The organism is Amycolatopsis sp. NPDC024027 (assembly GCF_040638975.1).
Lineage (GTDB): Bacteria > Actinomycetota > Actinomycetes > Mycobacteriales > Pseudonocardiaceae > Amycolatopsis.
The window spans coordinates 50,622-67,768 of record NZ_JBEZYY010000004.1 but is presented as its reverse complement, the minus strand read 5'-3'; the positions used below and the strand labels follow the sequence as shown (position 1 = coordinate 67,768).

The following is a 17,147-nucleotide window of genomic DNA, read 5'->3' as shown; positions in this document are numbered from 1 at the left end:
GCAGGGCTTCTTGATGGAGCCAGTGTGAGGCGGGGCACGCGACGATTCCGCCTCGCCGCGGCGCGCGGGCCCCCTATCCTGCCCCCATGAATGACGCCCTGCGGCCGTTCGTGACGGCCATCGACCACGTCGGCATCGCGGTCCCGGACCTGGACGCGGCCATCGAGTTCCACCGCGCGCACTTCGGCTTGGAGGTCGCGCACGAGGAGGTGAACGAGGAGCAGGGGGTCCGCGAGGCGATGCTCCGCGCTCCGGGCACGGCCGGCACCGAGACGCAGATCCAGCTGCTGGCCCCGCTCCGCGAGGACTCGGCGATCGGCAAGTTCCTGGCGAAGAGCGGCCCGGGGCTGCAGCAGCTGGCCTACCGCGTGTCCGATGTGGACGCCGCGGCCGCGGCCCTGCGCGAAAAGGGCCTGCGCATGCTGTACGAAGAGGCGAAGAGGGGCACGTCCGACAGCCGGGTGAACTTCGTCCACCCGAAGGACGCGGGCGGAGTGCTGGTGGAGCTGGTGGAGCCGGCGAAGGACGCCACGGCGCACTGACTCGTTCCCGCGCAACGGATCGGCACGAAAACCGCACGCCCGTGACAAGAAACGGGCGTGCGGCCAAACGCCGGTGAGGCGCCGGGCAGGCAGCCGAGCACGCCAACCCGGCTATGCAGGCGCGGCCTTGGACGACAGGGCGTCGGCGATGAAGGTCAGCTCGCCGTCGAACTCCGCCGGGAGGTCGTCTTCCGAATGGCGGGCCGTGGCGTGGCGGTGGCTGACCGCGCGAGCCAGCAGCCCCGAGGCCCGATCCACGTCGGCCGAGGGCAACCCGCCGCCCGTTGCCGCCACGATCACCGCTCGGACCTGGCGGACCAGGACCTGGAAGCGCTCGTGGAGCGCGTCGCGGACCACGTGGTGGGTGTCGGCCTCGCGCCACAGCAGGTGCGACAACCCCAGGGACCTGCTGAACCGGTGGTCCAGTTCGCGGACCAGGCGCCGCAGGCTGCCCGCCAGGTCGCCCGGGACCACCACCACCGCCGGCTCGATGCGCTCGTCGGGCAGCCGGGCGACGAGCGCCGTGAGCAGGTCGGCCTTGTGGCGGAAGTAGTAGTGCACCAGGCCCTTCGGGACCCCGGCCTGCTCCGCTATGCGCGAGGTCGGGGTGGCGTCGAAGCCGGACTCGGCGAAGAGCGCCTCGGCGGCGCAGAGGATGCGCTCCTTCGCCGAATCCTCGGTCATTCCCGTGCCTCCTGGGTTGTCAGTGCTGCCCGGCCGTGCGGTGTGCGGCGTTCGCGACCGGCATCGCCGCCGCGCCGGCGATGACCGTCAGCACCCCGGCGATCCAGGACGTCCAGGACGCGCCGTTGAACTCCGTGTACCCCATCACCCACGGCGCGATGAAGAGCAGCACGCCGAGCGCGATCTGGATGCCTTCGCCGTAGACCATGCCCGGCATCGCCAGCGAAACCAGGCCGTCGAGTGCGATCAGCGCGCCCAGGACGACCATCGTCCACATCGCGGTCGTGTCCGTGCTCAGCCAAAGGGGTGAAAGAGCGGCGACCACCCCGATGACGACCTCGGCCCAGTCATGGGGCCGGGTCCACGCGCGCGTAGAGACTTCACTCATTCGTGCTCACCTCCGTCGGTGAAACTGCTGGTGGGTGGGTGTACCCCACGTCGATGATCCGCTTGACTGGTCGGCCGGTCAAGACCGGGCCGTCACGGTTCGGCGTGTAATCGTGCTGTCCGTCTCGTACAGTTGTGGTCGCGTGTTACCGGCGAGTAATTTCTGCCGCCAACGCCCCCCATCTCCGCGGAGGAACCGATGACGCAGCTCGGCGAGATCCAGCAGGCCATCCTGACCGGCGAGTTCGGCGCGGTCGGCTCGTTGCCCGTCCCCGAGAGCTACCGCGGGGTGACCGTGCACGCCGACGAGGTCGACATGTTCGAGGGCCTCGAGAGCCGGGACAAGGACCCCCGCAAGTCCCTGCACGTCGACGACGTCCCGGTGCCGGAACTCGGCCCCGGTGAAGCGCTGGTCGCGGTGATGGCGAGCGCCATCAACTACAACACCGTGTGGACGTCGATCTTCGAACCGATCCCGACGTTCAAGTTCCTGAAGAAGTACGGGAAGCTCTCGCCGCTGGCCAAGCGGCACGACCTGCCGTACCACGTCGTCGGCTCGGACCTGTCCGGCGTCGTGCTGCGGACCGGCGTCGGCGTGCACAACTGGAAGCCGGGCGACCAGGTCGTCGCGCACTGCCTGAACGTCGAACTGGAGAGCCCGGATGGGCACAACGACACCATGCTCGACACCGAGCAGCGGATCTGGGGCTTCGAGACCAACTTCGGCGGCCTCGCCGAGATCGCGCTGGTCAAGGCCAACCAGCTGATGCCGAAGCCGGACCACCTGACCTGGGAAGAGGCCGCCTCCCCCGGCCTGGTCAACTCGACCGCCTACCGCCAGCTCGTCTCGCGCAACGGCGCGGACATGAAGCAGGGTGACGTCGTCCTGATCTGGGGCGCTTCGGGCGGCCTCGGCTCCTACGCGACGCAGTACGCGCTGAACGGCGGCGCCATCCCCGTGTGCGTCGTGTCCAGCCCCGAGAAGGCGGCGATCTGCCGGAAGCTCGGCGCCGAGCTGATCATCGACCGCAGCGCCGAGGGCTACAAGTTCTGGAAGAACGACACCGAGCAGGACCCGAAGGAGTGGCAGCGCTTCGGGGCCAGGATCCGCGAGCTGACCGGCGGCGAGGACCCGGACATCGTCTTCGAGCACCCGGGCCGGGAGACCTTCGGCGCGTCCGTCTACGCCGCGCGCAAGGGCGGCACGATCGTCACGTGCGCTTCGACGTCGGGGTACATGCACCAGTACGACAACCGCTACCTGTGGATGAACCTGAAGCGGATCATCGGTTCCCACTTCGCGAACTACCGCGAGTCGTGGGAAGCGAACCGGCTGATCGCGAAGGGCCTGATCCACCCGACGCTGTCGAAGACCTACTCGCTCGAGGAAACCGGGCAGGCCGCGCTGGACGTGCACCGCAATGCCCACCAGGGCAAGGTCGGCGTGCTCGCACTCGCCCCGCAGGAAGGCCTCGGCGTCCGCGACGAAGAGAAGCGCGCGAAGCACCTCGAGGGCATCAACGCGTTCCGCGGCGCCTGAGCCACGGCCACGCCGGGAGCGGTCCCGCTCCCGGCGTCGGGAACCCCCGGAAAACCGCCCGATTCCGGCGGTTCCTTTCGGCGCGGCAGACGACGCGTTCGGCGCACCGCCCGGGTGCTCACCCTTCCGTGACCCGGCTGCGGCTACGGTAGGCCCCATGAGCCTTGGCGATGAACGGGAGCTTGTGCCGCTGGGAGCCGGCTTCGACGTGGCGAAGCGCGGGTACAGCCGAGCACAGGTCGACGAGCACCTCGAACGGCTGGACGCCGACCTGAAGATGCTCACCGCGGATCGGGACGCCGCCATCGCGCAGGCGGGCGACCTCGCCCGCCAGCTGGAGATCGCGCGCGGCGAGATCGCGGACCTGCGCGGGCAGGTCGACCGGCTCGCCCAGCCGCCGACCAGCGTCGAAGGCCTGTCCGAACGGCTGCAGCGCATGTTGCGCCTGGCGCAGGACGAATCCGCCGACACCCGCGCCCGCGCCGAAGCCGAGGCCGGGCACATCCGGGCGAAGGCCGAGACGGACGCGAGCGCCATGCGGGCCCGCTACGAGCAGCTCCTCACCGAGCTCGACCTGCGGCGCAAGGAGATGGAGGCGGAGCACCGCAAGGTGCTCGAGGACGCCCGCGCCGAGGCCAAGAAGATCACCGACGAGGCCGAGGCGGAGCGCAAGCGGCTCGACACCGAGTCCTCGGACCGACGCACGAAGGTCGAAGAGGACTTCGAGATCGCGATGGCCTCGCGCCGCACCGAGGCGATGCGGGTGCTGGCCGAGCAGGAGGCGGCGAGCAAGGCCGAGGCCGCGCGGCGCGTCCAGGAGGCCACGCAGGACGCCGCCGACATCCGCGCGAAGGTCCTCGAAGAGGAGAAGGCCGCGAAGGCGGACATCGACCGCCGCCAGCGGGAGTCGGTCGCGGAGGCGAACAAGCGCCGCCAGGACTCGATCACCGAGGCCAACGCCCGGCTCGCGGAGGCCGCCGACGAGGCGCGGCGCCGCGTGACGTCGGCCACGGAGGAATCGAACCGGCGGATCACCCAGGCGAACGAGCGGGTCGACGCGCTGCGGAAGGTGCGCGGCGGGCTGGCCGAGCAGGTGCGCGCGGCGCGGGCCGTGCTGGCCGAGGCGCACACCGTCCTCGGCGACGACGTGAAGGTGCCCGCCGACGTCAAGGCCGACCTGGTGCCGGACGAAAAGCCGGACGCCGTGGACGAGACCGAGAAGACGGTCCGGGTCACCGACGCCGAGGAGACGATCCGCATCCGCGTCTCCGACGTGCCGAAGCCGAAGCCCGGGGCCAAGCCCGCGGCCAAACCGGCCCCGAAACCCACCCCCAAACCGGCGGCGAAGCCGGCTCCGCGGGCAAGCGGAGCGCAGAAAGCGACTGGCGAGTAACCTTCCACCCGACACGGGCGCGGACGACCCTGCACGGCCGGTACCGACCGGCTATCGTCCCTGCTCACGCGGGATCACCTGGAGGTTTTGCGCATGGGTGCGGCATATCGGACCGTGGTGGTGGGCACGGACGGCTCGGAGTCCTCGTTCGCGGCGGTGGACCGCGCGGCGGCGGTGGCCGGCGACGCGGGCGCCACGCTCGTCATCGCGTGTGCGTACTACCCGGCCAGCAAGTCCGACGTCGACAAGGCCCAGGACGTCCTCGGCGAGGAGGCGTACCAGGTCGTCGGCTCGGCGCCGGCCGAGGACACCCTGCAGTCGGCGCGGGACCGGGCGACGCGCGCGGGTGCGGAGAAGATCGACACGATCGCCGTGAAGGGCGACCCGGTCGATTCGCTGCGCAAGGTCGTGCACGAGCGCGAGGCCGACCTGCTGGTGGTCGGCAACCGCGGGCTGAACACGATCGCCGGCCGGATCCTGGGCTCGGTGCCGTCCGAGGTGGCCCGCAAGTCCGGCGTGGACGTGCTCATCGTCCACACGACCTGACGTGACCGATCCGAGCGAGGAACTCCAGCAGCGGCTCGAACGCGTCCTGCTCGGCGGCAGGCGGAAGTACACCCGGCTCGAAGTGGCGGAGAAGGCCGGCGTGCCCGACGAGCGGTCACGCCGGCTCTGGCGCGCGCTGGGGTTCGCGACCGTGCGCGACGACGAGGTCGTCTTCACCGACGCGGACGTCGAGGCGATGCGCACCGCCGATCAGCTGGTCCAGTCGGGGTTGATCGACCCGAGCATCGAGGTCTCGGTGACGCGCGCGCTCGGCCAGCACCTGTCGCGGCTGGCCGAGTGGCAGGTCGACATGCTCTGGGAGCTGATCCGGCAGCAGCCGGAACCGGGCCGCGGCGAACGCCAGGTGACCCGCCTGGTCGACCGGTTGCTGCCGGAGCTGGAGCGGGTGCAGAACTTCGTCTGGCGCCGCCACCTGGCGGCGTACGCGGGCCGGGCGTTCGCGGCCGCGGGCGACAACGTGGAGACGCGCACCGAGGTGGTCGGGTTCGTCGACATGGTGGGTTACACGCGGCTGACGCGCCAGATCGGCGAGGACGAGCTCAGCCGCGTCCTCGACGCGTTCGAGACGCTGGCGACCGAGGTGATCGCCGAGCACCACGGCCGCGTGGTGAAGATGATCGGCGACGAGGTCCTGTTCGTGGCGGACGCCCCGGTCGACGCGGCGGAGATCGCCTTGACGCTGACCGAGCGCACTTCGGCGGACGAGACGTTGCCGGCGGTCCGCGCGGGCATGGCCTCGGGCCGGATCTTGTCGCGGTTCGGCGACGTGTACGGCTCGGTGGTCAACCTGGCGGCCCGCCTGACCTCGGTGGCCCGCCCGGGCACGATCCTGGTCGACCGCGAACTGGCGGCCGAACTGGCGGACGAGAAGGCGTACGAGCTGCGCGCCCGCAGGCCGGTGACGGTCCGGGGCTACAACCGCCTCCGCCCGGCCGCGCTGCGCCGGGCGAAGGAGACCCCGACGGGGATGTTCGCGAGTTCGCAGCAACTGGCGGCGGAGATGCTGGGGCTGGCGACGCCGGAGGAACGCGGCACGCCGCCGGAGGACCAGGTGACGGAGATCCCGGAGCCGAGGCCCCGCCGCCGGCGACGTCGCAAACTCTGACCGGCGATCCCTGGATCGGTAGACTCCTTCCCTCGCGTGGACGAGGTGGGAGGTGCGCGTGGCCGGAGCCGATGCGCTTCGCCGGGAAAGCGGCACGGGTGGCGCGGCGTGACCCAGGTGTTCCTCTCGTACGCCAAAGAACCGGATGACCCGTCCCACCAGGAGTCCGTGATCCTGCTCTGGGAGTTCCTGCGATCCTGCGGGATCGACGCCCAGCTCGATCTGGGCGAAACCCACGAGCGCCGGGACTGGGCGTTGTGGATGGCCGCGCAGATCCGGGAAGCCGCCTACGTCCTTGTGATCGCTTCCCCGGCGTATCGCCGCGGTGCCGAGGGCCGCAGCGGTGCGCACGAGGAACGCGGCGTCCAGTGGGAGGCCCGGCTGATCCGCGACGCCTTCTACGCCGACCGGCACGCGGTGAAGCGGTTTGTTCCCGTCCTGCTGCCCGGCCGGAGCGCAGACGATGTGCCGGACTTCCTGGCCCCGGCCACTTCGACGGTGTACCCGGTCTCGGGCTTCACCGTCGAAGGCGCCGAAAAGCTCCTGCGCATGCTGACGAACCAGCCCGAGTTCGTCCGGCCGCGGCTGGGTGCGGAGCCGGCTCTGGCGCCACGGCCGGCTCCGCCGTCGACGCCGGGACGACCGCCGGTCGCCGGCATCCGGAACGAGATCACCGGGGACGTCCACGGGTTCGTGCTCCAGGTCGGGAACGCCGGATCTGTGACGACTCATCCGCCCGGTCCCCAGGTCGGCGAGGGCGCCGATCCGCGGACGGCGAGAGCGTTCAAAGTCGCCTTCCGGCGAGCCCTGGGCAGCTTGGGCAAGCCGGCCGAGCCGGCCTTTCCGGAGGGACCGGGCTTCGTCCAGCACTTCACCGGCGAGGACGAACCCGTGATCTGTGCTGTCACCGGCAAGCCGGCCGTGGTGGTCGCCGGCCCCGTGTGGGACGACCTTGCGGTCTTGCCAGGCTTCCCGGACGGACCGGGGTTGCCGGCCTCGGACTGTCCCGATGCCGCCGCCCGCGTGGTCGATCTCGACGGCGGAACGTGGGGCAAGGGCACCCTGTTCCGCGACACCGAAACGCCTTCGGCGCGATGGCAGCCCTGGCCGCGGTCGAGCATGGACGCCCGGGAGGCTTTCCGGTTGCCGGTGGCCAGACCCGCTGCCCTGATCGTTCGCGCCATCGCGACCCTGCCGTGGCAGCTGGACGACGACCTCGAGATCACCGGGCGGACCCGCCAGTGGATCGAAGCAGCGCTACCGCAGGCCGAGATCAGCATGCGGCTACCGGGCTGGTGGGAGCGGGCGAGCCGGCCGGACTTCCACCCGACCGGCCGTGACGCCCGGTACGACCAGATCGACGGGGGCCCAGCGTCCGTACGCCTCATGCTTCCGAGCGTCTTGACGCCGGCGATCACGGTTTCCGTCGAGATCCAAGCGCACCGGGGGATCACCGCGAACGAAATCGTGGACCTGTGGACGGCGGCGTGGGGCACCGCGACCGTCACGGTGCCCGGTGCGCTCGTCCCCAATCCCGAAAAGGCCCCGCTCCTGGCCCCTCCGACGGTGGAACTGCACGTCAAGACGAACGGCACCCTGCTCGACGTGCTCGATCTGTCGGTGTTCGGGACTTCGGAAGGGCAGGCGGGCCCCGAGGGCGCGGTGACTGTGGTCGCCCCGATCGGGTTCCGGCCGCGACGAGCGGCAGGCCTGGTCCGCGAAAGCCCTGGCCCGCCTGGCCCGCGCCTGGGGTTTCGTGGAAGCCGACGAGTCCGACCTCAGGCGTCGAAGTCGACGGTGAGTGTCTCCGAGACCGGGTACGACTGGCACGTCAGCACGAACCCCGCCGCCACCTCGGCTTCCTCCAGTGCGAAGTTCCGCCGCAGGTCCACCTTTCCCTCCGTCACGCGCGCGCGGCACGTCCCGCACACCCCGCCCTTGCAGGCGAACGGCAGGTCCGGGCGGAACTTCTGCGCCCCGTCGAGCACCGACGACGAACGCGGCAACGTCATCGGTGTCGCCCGGCCGTCCAGGACCACGGACACCTCGGACGACTCCCCCGCCACCGCCGGGTCGAGGTGCTCCACCGGGGCCGGCGGGGTGTCCACGTAGAACAGCTCCTGGTGGATGCGCTCCCGCGGCACGCCCTGCGACGCCAGCAGCTCCTGCGCCCCCGACACCATCTCGAACGGGCCGCACAGCCACCAGTGGTCCACCGAAGCCACCGGCACCAACGTGGAGAACAGCGTGCGCAACTTCGGGACGTCCAGGCGGCCGGTGAACAGCTCTGCCTCGCGCGGTTCGCGCGACAGCACGTGGATCAGCTCCAGCCGCGACGGCGCACGGTCCTTCAGGTCCGCCAGTTCGTCCGCGAACATCACCGTGTCCGTGCGGCGGTTGCCGTACAGGACCGTCACCGTGGCGTCCGGGGTGGCCAGCAACGACGAGACGATCGACAGCACCGGCGTGATGCCCGAGCCCGCCGCGATCAGGACGTGGTGGCCGCCCGCGGACAGGTCCGGCGTGAACGAACCGGAAGGCGGGGCCACCTCGATCGTGTCGCCCGGGCGGACTTCGTTCACCAGCCACGACGAGAAACAGCCGTCCGGGACCAGGCGGACGCCCACCCGCGGTGCCGCGCCCGCCGGGGCGCAGATCGAGTACGACCGGCGCTCGTCGCGCCCGTCGATCGAGCGCCGCAACGTCAGCGACTGGCCCGGCTTGAAGGCGTACTCGGACGCCAGCGACGAAGGCACGTCGAACGTCACCGCGACCGCGTCGTCGCACAGCCGCTCGACCCCGGCCACCGTCAGCTCGTGGAACCGCGCCACTTCAGATCTCCTTGACGTGCTCGAACGGCTCCAGACACGCACGGCAGCGCCGCAGCGCCTTGCAGGCCGTCGCGCCGAACCGGGACTGCTCTTCGGTGTCCGGGGAACCGCAGTGCGGGCAGTGGACCCGTGACACCGGCGCCGACAGCGTCAGCGGGATCGGGCCCGATCGCCGCGGGGCCGCGCCCGGCGGGGCGATCCCGGCCGCGGCCAGCTTCTCCCGCCCCGACGGCGAAATCCAATCCGAGGTCCAGGCCGGCGACAGCTGCGTCCGGATCTCGACGTCCGCGAAGCCCGCCGAAACCAGCGCGTGCTCCAGGTCGTCGCGCATGGTGTCCATCGCCGGGCAGCCCGTGTACGTCGGCGTGATCGCGACGACCACGCGTCCCTCGGCCTCGGACACCGAACGCAGCACGCCCAGGTCCGCCAGGGTCAGCATCGGCAGCTCGGGGTCGGTGACCGTGGCGGCCACGGCCGCGGCGGTCACCATCGAGCGTCCGGCATCGCCCGGGCCACGCTCTGCAGCTCCGCCAGCAGGAACCCCATCTGCTCGGTGTGGACGCCGTCGCGGCCCGTCCGGCCCGAAACGCCGGCGAGCTCGCCGGACGAAGGCCGGGACAGCGTCGAAGCCGCGAGAACCTGGTCCAGCACCGCGTCGAACTCCGGCCGCAGCGAAGCCGCGTCCACGAACTCCGTCTGGTGCGTGCGGAACAACTCGCCCACGTACGGCCAGACCTCGTCCAGTCCCTCCTGCATCCGCGAGTGCGACAACGGCGTCCCGTCGCCGAGGCGGACCAGCCACTGCGCCGCGTAGTCGCGGTGGTAGGCCAGCTCCTTGACGCCCTTGTCCGCGATCGCCGCCAGGACCGGGTCCACGGACGTCTCGAGCCGCTGGAACAGCGCCAGCCGCCACGTCGAGAACACGAACAGGCGCGCGATCAGGTGCCCGAAGTGCCCGCCGCCCAGCTCGGCGAGCCGGACGTTGCGGAACTCGTTCTCCGCACGGAGGAACGCGAACGAGTCCTCGGTGCGCGCGGAGCCCTCGGCCTTGCCGGCGCGGGCGAGCAGCAGCCGCGCCTGCCCCAGCAGGTCCAGGGCGATGTTGGCGATCGCGACCTCGTCCTCCAGTTCGGGTGCGTTGGTGCACCACTCCTGGAGCCGGTGGGAGAAGATCAGCGCGTCGTCGCCCAGCATCAGGCAGTACGCGGCCAGTTGCGCGGCGTCCACCCCGGACGGCACCGAAGTGTCCACTCCGGACAGCGGGTCCTCGAAGCCGGTGCCGAACGCCCAGCGGGCGTCGTTCTCCTCGGTGATGGCCTCGTACACGTTGTCGAAACTCATATGTGCGGCACATCCTCGGGGATGTCGTAGAACGTCGGGTGCCGGTAGACCTTGTCGCCGCTGGGCGCGAAGAAGGGGTCCTTCTCGTCCGGCGACGAGGCCGTGATGTCCGCCGCGCGCACGACCCAGATCGACACGCCTTCGTTGCGGCGCGTGTAGAGGTCGCGGGCGTGGTGCAGCGCCATCTGGTCGTCGGCCGCGTGCAGCGACCCGACGTGCACGTGGTTCAGGCCGCGCTTGCCGCGGACGAACACCTCGTACAGCGGCCAGTCGTGCCTGATCGGGCCCGGGGCCGCGGGGACGCCTTCCAGGGGGACGGCGCCGTGGCCGCCTTCGGCCGTCAGGTCGGTCACTTGCGCTCCTCGTTCTTCTTCGAGGCGTGGGCGACGGCGGCTTCCCGCACCCACGCGCCGTCCTCGTGGGCGCGACGCCGGTGCGCGATCCGCGAAGCGTTGCAGGGCCCGTTGCCCTTCAGCACGTTCTTGAACTCGTCCCAGTCCACCGCGCCGAAGTCGTAGTGCCCGCGCTCGGAATTCCAGCGAAGGTCCGGGTCCGGGAAGGTGACGCCGAGGGCTTCGGCCTGCGGCACCGACATGTCCACGAACCGCTGCCGCAGCTCGTCGTTGGTGTGGCGCTTGACCTTCCACGCCATCGACTGCGCGGTGTTCGGCGAATCGGCGTCCGGCGGGCCGAACATCATCAGCGACGGCCACCACCAGCGGTTGACGGCCTCCTGGACCATCTCGCGCTGTTGCGAAGTCCCGCGCATCATCGTCATCAGCAGCTCGTAGCCCTGCCGCTGGTGGAAGGACTCCTCCTTGCAGATCCGGATCATCGCCCGCGCGTACGGCCCGTACGACGACCGGCACAGCGGCACCTGGTTGCAGATCGCCGCGCCGTCGACCAGCCACCCGATCACGCCGACGTCGGCGAAGGTCAGCGTCGGGTAGTTGAAGATCGACGAGTACTTCTGCCGCCCGGTGATCAGCTTGTCGGTCAGGTCGGCCCGGTCCGCGCCCAGCGTCGCCGCCGCCGAGTACAGGTAGAGCCCGTGGCCGGCCTCGTCCTGCACCTTGGCCAGCAGGATCGCCTTGCGCCGCAGCGACGGCGCCCGGGTGATCCAGTTGCCTTCGGGCTGCATGCCGATGATCTCCGAGTGCGCGTGCTGCGCGATCTGCCGGATCATCGTCTTGCGGTAGCCCTCGGGCACCCAGTCGCGCGGCTCGATCCGCTGGTCGCGTTCGATCGTGTGCTCGAAGTGCTCTTCGAGCGAGACGGTGGCGGTCACGGCTGCTCCTTCGAAACGAGCGTCAGGACGTCGTACTTGGCCACGGACTCGTCGTCGGCGTTGGTGACGTCGGCGTCCCAGCGGACCTCGCCGTAGTCCTGGTCGATCCGCGGGGTGATCTGCTTCGCGGTCAGCGTCACCGTCAGCGAGTCGCCGACCTTGACCGGGGTGAGGAAGCGGAGGTTCTCCAGGCCGTAGTTGGCCAGCACCGGGCCCGGCTCGGGCGAGACGAACAACCCGGCCGCAAACGAAACGACCAGGTACCCGTGCGCGACGATCCCGCCGAACAGCGGGTTCGCGGCCGCCGCTTCGGGGTCGGTGTGGGCGTAGAACGTGTCGCCGGTGAACTCGGCGAAGTGGTCGACGTCTTCCTGGGTGACCGTGCGCGGCCCGGCGACGACGGAGTCACCGATCTTCAGCTCCGCCAGGGACTTCCGGAACGGGTGGACGTCACCTTCGGTGCGCGGCGCGCCGGTGACCCAGCGGCCGGTGACGGCGCTGAGCACGGCCGGCGATCCCTGCACGGCGGTGCGCTGCATGTGGTGCAGGACCCCGCGGATCCCGCCCATCTCCTCGCCGCCGCCCGCCCGGCCCGGGCCGCCGTGGACCAGCTGCGGCATCGGCGAGCCGTGCCCGGTGGACTCCTTCGCGTCCTCTGCGTCGAGCACCAGCAGCCGGCCGTGGAACGGCGCAGCGCCCAGGACGACCTCGCGCACGAACTCCTTGTCCGCCGAGACGATCGAGCCGGCGAGGCTGCCGCCACCGCGCGCGGCGAAGTCGACGACCTGCTCGGTGGACGTGTACGGCATCAGCGTCGAGACCGGGCCGAACGCCTCGACCTCGTGCGGCTCGGTTCGCTCCGGGTCGGCTTTGAGCAGCACCGGCGAGATGAACGCGCCGCGCTCGGCATCGGCGTCGACGACGTCGACGCGCTCGGGGTCGCCGAACACGACGCTCCCGGCGTCCAGCAGCGCCTTCAGCGACCGCCGGACCTCCTCGCGCTGTTCCAGGCTGGCCAGCGCCCCCATCCGGACGCCTTCGGCCGTGGGGTGGCCGACGGTCACCTTCGCGAGCCGCTCGGACGCGGCGGTGGCGACGTCGTCGAGCAGCTCCGCCGGGACGAACGCGCGGCGGATCGCGGTGCACTTCTGGCCCGCCTTGACCGTCATCTCGGTGGTCAGCTGCTTGACGAACAGGTCGAACTCGGTGGTGCCCTTCACGGCGTCCGGGCCGAGGATCGAGCAGTTCAGCGAGTCGGCCTCGGCGTTGAACCGGACGGCGTTGCGGATGATCGCCGGGTGCGCGCGCAGCTTCTGGGCGGTCGACGCCGAGCCGGTGAAGGACACCAGGTCCTGCGCGGTGACGTGGTCCAGGAGGTCGCCGACACTGCCGGCGACGAACTGCAGCGTCCCCTCCGGCAGGATCCCGGATCCGATGATCAGCTCGACCAGCCGCGCGGTCAGGTACGCCGTCGAACTGGCCGGCTTGACCAGGCTCGGGACCCCGGCCAGGAACGCCGGCGCGAGCTTCTCCAGCGGCCCCCAGACCGGGAAGTTGAACGCGTTGATCTGGACGGCGACGCCCCGCAGCGGGGTCGCGATGTGCTGGGCGACGAACGTGCCCCCGCGCGAGAGCGGCTCCACCGCGCCCTCGACGTAGACGGTGTCGTTCGGCAGCTCGCGCTTGCCCTTCGAGCCGTAGCTGAAGAGGACGCCGATGCCGCCGTCGATGTCGAACTTCGAGTCACCGAGCGTGGCGCCGGTCTTCGCCGAGATCGCGTACAGCTCTTCGCGGTGCTCGCGCAGGTGCGAAGCCAGGGCCTTGAGCAGGGCCGCACGCTGGTGGAACGTCAGCTCGCGCAGCGCCGGGCCGCCGACAGTGCGCCCGTACGCCAGCGCGGCCGCGAAGTCGACCCCCGCCGACGAGATCCGGGCGACCTCCTCGCCGGTGGCCGCGTCGTGCAGCGGGACGCCCTCGTCCGCCGCCGTGTGCCAGCTCCCGGAGACGTAGCTGCGCAGCAGTGCCATCAGGTCCCTCTCGCCGAATTACCTACCGGACGTTCAGTTAATCGCATGGTAGCCGCCGCACCCGAAGATCGGAAGACCTCGACGCTTGACACGGCCCCGACCACTGCCTTTACTGAGCGGCACCGCGAGGTGACCGTCCATTCGGTCAGTGGGGACGGAGAGCACATGACCAACGCCGCGCACACCATGTTCGCCGCCGACGAGGCGTCCCGCGCACTGGGCATCGAACTTGTCGAAGCGAGCGAAGGCCGGGCCGTCGCGACCATGACGATCACGCGCGCGATGGTCAACGGGCACGACATCGCCCACGGCGGGTACGTCTTCCTGCTCGCCGACACGGCGTTCGCCTGCGCCGGCAACACCCACGGCCCGGTCACGGTCGCCGCGGGCGCGGAGATCTCCTTCGTCGCGGCCGGCCGGCTGGGTGACCACCTCGTCGCCACGGCCACCGAGCGCACCCGCTACGGCCGCAACGGCATCTACGACGTCACCGTGCACCGGGAGACCCCCGCGGGGCCCGAGGTCGTCGCCGAATTCCGCGGCCGCAGCCGCGTCCTCTCCGCGAAACGGGACCGACCATGATCGAGACGGACATCGGCGCGGACGAGCTGGCCGCCCTCCAGCTGGAACGTCTGCAGTGGACACTCCGGCACGCCTACGCGAACGTGCCCGCCTACACGCGGAAGTTCGACGAAGCCGGCGTCCACCCGGACGACTGCAAGGAACTGGCCGATCTGGCGAAGTTCCCGTTCACCACCAAGCAGGACCTGCGCGAGAACTACCCGTTCGGGATGTTCGCGGTGCCGCAGGAGCAGGTGCGGCGCATCCACGCCTCCAGCGGCACCACCGGCAAGGCCACCGTCGTCGGGTACACCGAGCAGGACATCGACACCTGGGCGACGGTGATGGCCCGCTCGATCCACGCCGCGGGTGGCCGGCCCGGGCACAAGGTGCACGTCGCCTACGGCTACGGCCTGTTCACCGGCGGCCTCGGGGCGCACTACGGCGCGGAGAAGCTGGGCTGCACGGTGATCCCGGCCTCCGGCGGGATGACCGCGCGGCAGGTGCAGCTGATCACCGACTTCCGCCCCGAGATCATCATGGTCACGCCGTCGTACATGCTGACGCTGCTCGACGAGTTCGAACGCCAGGGCGTCGACCCGCGGGCGAGCTCGCTCAAGGTGGGCATCTTCGGCGCCGAGCCGTGGACCGAGCAGATGCGAGCCGAGATCGAGGACCGGTTCGCGCTCGACGCCGTCGACATCTACGGGCTGTCGGAGGTGATGGGCCCGGGTGTCGCGCAGGAGTGCGTCGAGACGAAGGACGGCCTGCACATCTGGGAGGACCACTTCTACCCCGAGGTGATCGACCCGTACTCCGAGGACGTCCTGGGCGGCGGCGAGACCGGCGAGCTGGTGTTCACGTCGCTGACCAAGCAGGCGCTGCCGATCATCCGCTACCGCACCCGCGACCTGACCGAGCTGAACCCGGGCACCGCGCGGCCGGCCTTCCGGCGGATGGCCAAGGTCACCGGGCGCACCGACGACCTGATCATCCTGCGCGGGGTCAACGTCTTCCCGACGCAGATCGAGGAGATCGTGCTGCGGACGGCCGGGCTGAGCCCGCACTTCCAGCTCGTCCGGTCCACGCGCGGCCGGCTCGACCACCTGACCGTGCGGGTCGAGGCCCGTCACGACGCTTCCGGCGACGACCGGACGCGGGCGGCCTCGGAGCTGGTCACCGGCGTGAAGGACGGCGTCGGCGTGACGGTGTCGGTGGACGTCGTCGACCCGGACACCCTGGAGCGGTCCATGGGCAAGATGCGGCGGATCGTGGACCAGCGGGACAAGCCGTGACGGCCCCACGGCGCGGACGGCCCGGCTACGACCTCGAATCACTGCTGCAGGTGGCGGTGAAGCTGTTCAACGAGCGCGGCTACGACGGCACCAGCATGGAGGACCTCTCCCGCAAGCTCGGCATCACGAAGTCGGCGATCTACCACCACGTGCCCAGCAAGGAGGAGCTGCTGCGGCTGGCGGTCGACCGGGCACTGGACGGGCTGTTCGAGGTCGCGTCGGAGACGGCCCAGCTCGACGGGCGCGCGATCGACCGGCTGGAGCACCTGGTGCGCGGCAGCGTGCTGGTGCTGGCGGACCGGCTGCCGTTCGTGACGTTGCTGCTGCGCGTGCGCGGCAACACGAAGGTGGAGCGGGCGGCGCTGGCGCGGCGTCGCGAATTCGACCGGTTGGTGACGGACCTGGTGAAGCAGGCCGAAGCGGAGGGCGACGTCCGCCCGGACGTCGACCCGGCGGTGACCGCGCGGCTGGTGTTCGGCATGGTGAACTCGCTGATCGAGTGGTACAAGCCGCGGCGCGGATCGGCGGCGGCCGAGGTCGCGGACGCGGTGTGCAAGGTGGCTTTCGAGGGCCTGCGCACCTGAGCCGCTACTCGGCCCGCACGCGGTCCAAGGCCGGGCGGAGGTCCTGTTCGAGGACCTCTCCGATGTAGACGGCGGCGACCCGCTGCCGCTTGTCGACGATCAGCGAGATCGGCACCGCGGCGAGCGGGATCCCGCGCAGCCGCAGCGCGATCCGCCCGGAGTCGTCGTGGATCGACGGGTAGCCGAGCTCGAAGTCGCGGGCGAAGTCGGCGGCGCGCCTCCGAACGGCAGGGCGGGCACCACGCGCCCCACAGGTTGAGCAGGACGACCTTCCCGGCGTAGTCGCTCAGGGCGATCCGCCGGGCCGGGTCGGCGACGTCGGGACCGGCCAGCTCGGCCACGCGCTTGCGCTGATCGGGCTCGTAGAACAGCTGCGTCCGCCCACCCGGCGAGACGAACTCGAACGTGTCCGGCGACCCCACCGCGTCCTTGCCGGTCGAGCAGGCGGCCGAAGCCAGCAGCGCCACGACCACGACGATGCGCCCCGGCAGCATGGCCCCACCCTGGCCAGTGCTCACTCCTCCGCGGCCTGGGGCGGCCGCCCCGCCTGCCACAGCAGCGCCTCCCGCAGCTGGCCGATGAGCTGCTCGTCGTCCGCTTCGGACGGGTCGATGCCCAGCGGGATCCAGCGCTCGGACACCTTCTCGCCCTGGTCGTAGCTACAGATCACGATGCCCGAGTACGACAGGGACGCTTCGTCCGCGCAGTCGCCGTCCGGCAGCGGCTCGTCGGCTTCGAAGCCGTCCTCGAAGCTGACGTGGCGATGCTGCAGGCGGACGCTCACCCAGCGCCCGGCCGGCCGGATCGGCGCGCCTTCGTCGTTCATCTGCTCCTACCCCCGGTCGCGGGCCCCAGCCGTCTCGTCGCATCCGGACGCCGCGGAGTTACCGGCGGGTTGTTCCGGTTGCGTAACGACAAAGGTTGGCGCGAAACACCCCGTGCCCGCCACCGGAGTCACTCTTTTGACAATGGGTCAACTACTTGTTGACAGCATGCCGATCC

17 protein-coding genes and 2 pseudogenes are annotated in these 17,147 nt (G+C 70.9%); 9 read left to right on the top strand and 10 right to left on the bottom strand.

The window, feature by feature from the left end; translation table 11 throughout:
• Window positions 1-86: 86 nt before the first annotated feature.
• Window positions 87-542, top strand: coding sequence for a methylmalonyl-CoA epimerase (mce, locus tag AB0F52_RS12230; protein ID WP_103335290.1), 456 nt, complete (start codon window positions 87-89; stop codon window positions 540-542).
• A gap of 111 nt (window positions 543-653) precedes the next feature.
• On the opposite strand, the gene AB0F52_RS12225 is transcribed toward mce, so the two are convergent.
• Window positions 654-1,226 carry a TetR/AcrR family transcriptional regulator gene (locus AB0F52_RS12225; RefSeq protein ID WP_360168479.1) on the bottom strand — a complete coding sequence of 191 codons (573 nt, stop codon included), beginning with the start codon at window positions 1,224-1,226 and terminating at the stop codon, window positions 654-656.
• A 19-nt stretch (window positions 1,227-1,245) separates the two neighbouring features.
• Window positions 1,246-1,614, bottom strand: coding sequence for an SPW repeat protein (locus AB0F52_RS12220; protein ID WP_071831581.1), 369 nt, complete (start codon window positions 1,612-1,614; stop codon window positions 1,246-1,248).
• Between the two features lie 198 nt (window positions 1,615-1,812).
• On the opposite strand from AB0F52_RS12220, the gene ccrA reads away from it, so the two are divergent.
• The 5 genes and pseudogenes from ccrA to AB0F52_RS12195 form a co-directional block, all read left to right on the top strand.
• A complete protein-coding gene (gene ccrA, locus AB0F52_RS12215) occupies window positions 1,813-3,153 on the top strand; it encodes a crotonyl-CoA carboxylase/reductase (RefSeq protein WP_360168476.1) in 1,341 nt (446 codons plus the stop codon).
• A 184-nt stretch (window positions 3,154-3,337) separates the two neighbouring features.
• Complete coding sequence (locus AB0F52_RS12210; protein WP_360169555.1) at window positions 3,338-4,546, top strand: chromosome segregation protein; 1,209 nt, start codon at window positions 3,338-3,340, stop codon at window positions 4,544-4,546.
• Window positions 4,547-4,639: 93 nt separating this feature from the next.
• The gene (locus AB0F52_RS12205) at window positions 4,640-5,092 is read left to right on the top strand and encodes a universal stress protein (RefSeq protein WP_103335282.1); all 453 of its coding nucleotides are present in this window, start codon (window positions 4,640-4,642) and stop codon (window positions 5,090-5,092) included.
• Between the two features lies 1 nt (window position 5,093).
• The gene (locus AB0F52_RS12200; RefSeq protein WP_360168473.1) at window positions 5,094-6,218 is read left to right on the top strand and encodes an adenylate/guanylate cyclase domain-containing protein; all 1,125 of its coding nucleotides are present in this window, start codon (window positions 5,094-5,096) and stop codon (window positions 6,216-6,218) included.
• 36 nt (window positions 6,219-6,254) lie between these two features.
• Window positions 6,255-6,701 (top strand): annotated as a pseudogene (locus tag AB0F52_RS12195) (toll/interleukin-1 receptor domain-containing protein); the annotation flags it as partial.
• Between the two features lie 1,295 nt (window positions 6,702-7,996).
• On the opposite strand, the gene paaE reads toward AB0F52_RS12195, so the two are convergent.
• The 6 genes from paaE to paaZ all read right to left on the bottom strand — a co-directional run bounded on the left by paaE (window position 7,997) and on the right by paaZ (window position 13,705).
• Window positions 7,997-9,049: a 1,2-phenylacetyl-CoA epoxidase subunit PaaE gene (paaE, locus tag AB0F52_RS12190; RefSeq protein WP_360168470.1), complete on the bottom strand. Its 1,053-nt coding sequence runs from the start codon at window positions 9,047-9,049 to the stop codon at window positions 7,997-7,999.
• A 1-nt stretch (window position 9,050) separates the two neighbouring features.
• Window positions 9,051-9,539, bottom strand: a complete 489-nt coding sequence (paaD, locus tag AB0F52_RS12185) for a 1,2-phenylacetyl-CoA epoxidase subunit PaaD (protein ID WP_360168467.1) — start codon at window positions 9,537-9,539, stop codon at window positions 9,051-9,053.
• A complete protein-coding gene (gene paaC, locus AB0F52_RS12180; RefSeq protein ID WP_360168464.1) occupies window positions 9,533-10,390 on the bottom strand; it encodes a 1,2-phenylacetyl-CoA epoxidase subunit PaaC in 858 nt (285 codons plus the stop codon). Before paaC ends, paaD begins: the two co-directional genes overlap by 7 nt.
• Entirely contained in the window at window positions 10,387-10,671 is a 285-nt protein-coding gene (gene paaB / locus AB0F52_RS12175; RefSeq protein WP_360169552.1) for a 1,2-phenylacetyl-CoA epoxidase subunit PaaB, read from the bottom strand. The genes paaC and paaB overlap by 4 nt, the downstream gene beginning before the upstream one ends.
• Before the next feature lie 68 nt (window positions 10,672-10,739).
• Entirely contained in the window at window positions 10,740-11,678 is a 939-nt protein-coding gene (gene paaA, locus AB0F52_RS12170) for a 1,2-phenylacetyl-CoA epoxidase subunit PaaA (protein ID WP_360168460.1), read from the bottom strand.
• Window positions 11,675-13,705 (bottom strand): phenylacetic acid degradation bifunctional protein PaaZ, encoded by a 2,031-nt coding sequence (gene paaZ, locus AB0F52_RS12165; RefSeq protein WP_360168457.1) that lies wholly within the window; start codon window positions 13,703-13,705, stop codon window positions 11,675-11,677. Before paaZ ends, paaA begins: the two co-directional genes overlap by 4 nt.
• A 165-nt stretch (window positions 13,706-13,870) precedes the next feature.
• On the opposite strand from paaZ, the gene paaI reads away from it, so the two are divergent.
• The 3 genes from paaI to AB0F52_RS12150 are packed head-to-tail and all read left to right on the top strand — an operon-like array spanning window position 13,871 to window position 16,145.
• Window positions 13,871-14,287, top strand: coding sequence for a hydroxyphenylacetyl-CoA thioesterase PaaI (gene paaI, locus AB0F52_RS12160; protein ID WP_360168454.1), 417 nt, complete (start codon window positions 13,871-13,873; stop codon window positions 14,285-14,287).
• On the top strand, window positions 14,284-15,561 hold the full coding sequence (gene paaK / locus AB0F52_RS12155; RefSeq protein ID WP_360168451.1) for a phenylacetate--CoA ligase PaaK: 1,278 nt from the start codon (window positions 14,284-14,286) through the stop codon (window positions 15,559-15,561). The genes paaI and paaK overlap by 4 nt, the downstream gene beginning before the upstream one ends.
• The gene (locus AB0F52_RS12150; protein WP_360168448.1) at window positions 15,558-16,145 is read left to right on the top strand and encodes a TetR/AcrR family transcriptional regulator; all 588 of its coding nucleotides are present in this window, start codon (window positions 15,558-15,560) and stop codon (window positions 16,143-16,145) included. The genes paaK and AB0F52_RS12150 overlap by 4 nt, the downstream gene beginning before the upstream one ends.
• A 254-nt stretch (window positions 16,146-16,399) precedes the next feature.
• On the opposite strand, the pseudogene AB0F52_RS12145 reads toward AB0F52_RS12150, so the two are convergent.
• Both AB0F52_RS12145 and AB0F52_RS12140 read right to left on the bottom strand, forming a co-directional pair.
• Window positions 16,400-16,639: pseudogene (locus AB0F52_RS12145) on the bottom strand (TlpA family protein disulfide reductase); the annotation flags it as partial.
• Between the two features lie 20 nt (window positions 16,640-16,659).
• Entirely contained in the window at window positions 16,660-16,971 is a 312-nt protein-coding gene (locus tag AB0F52_RS12140; protein WP_360168445.1) for a hypothetical protein, read from the bottom strand.
• Window positions 16,972-17,147 lie beyond the last annotated feature (176 nt).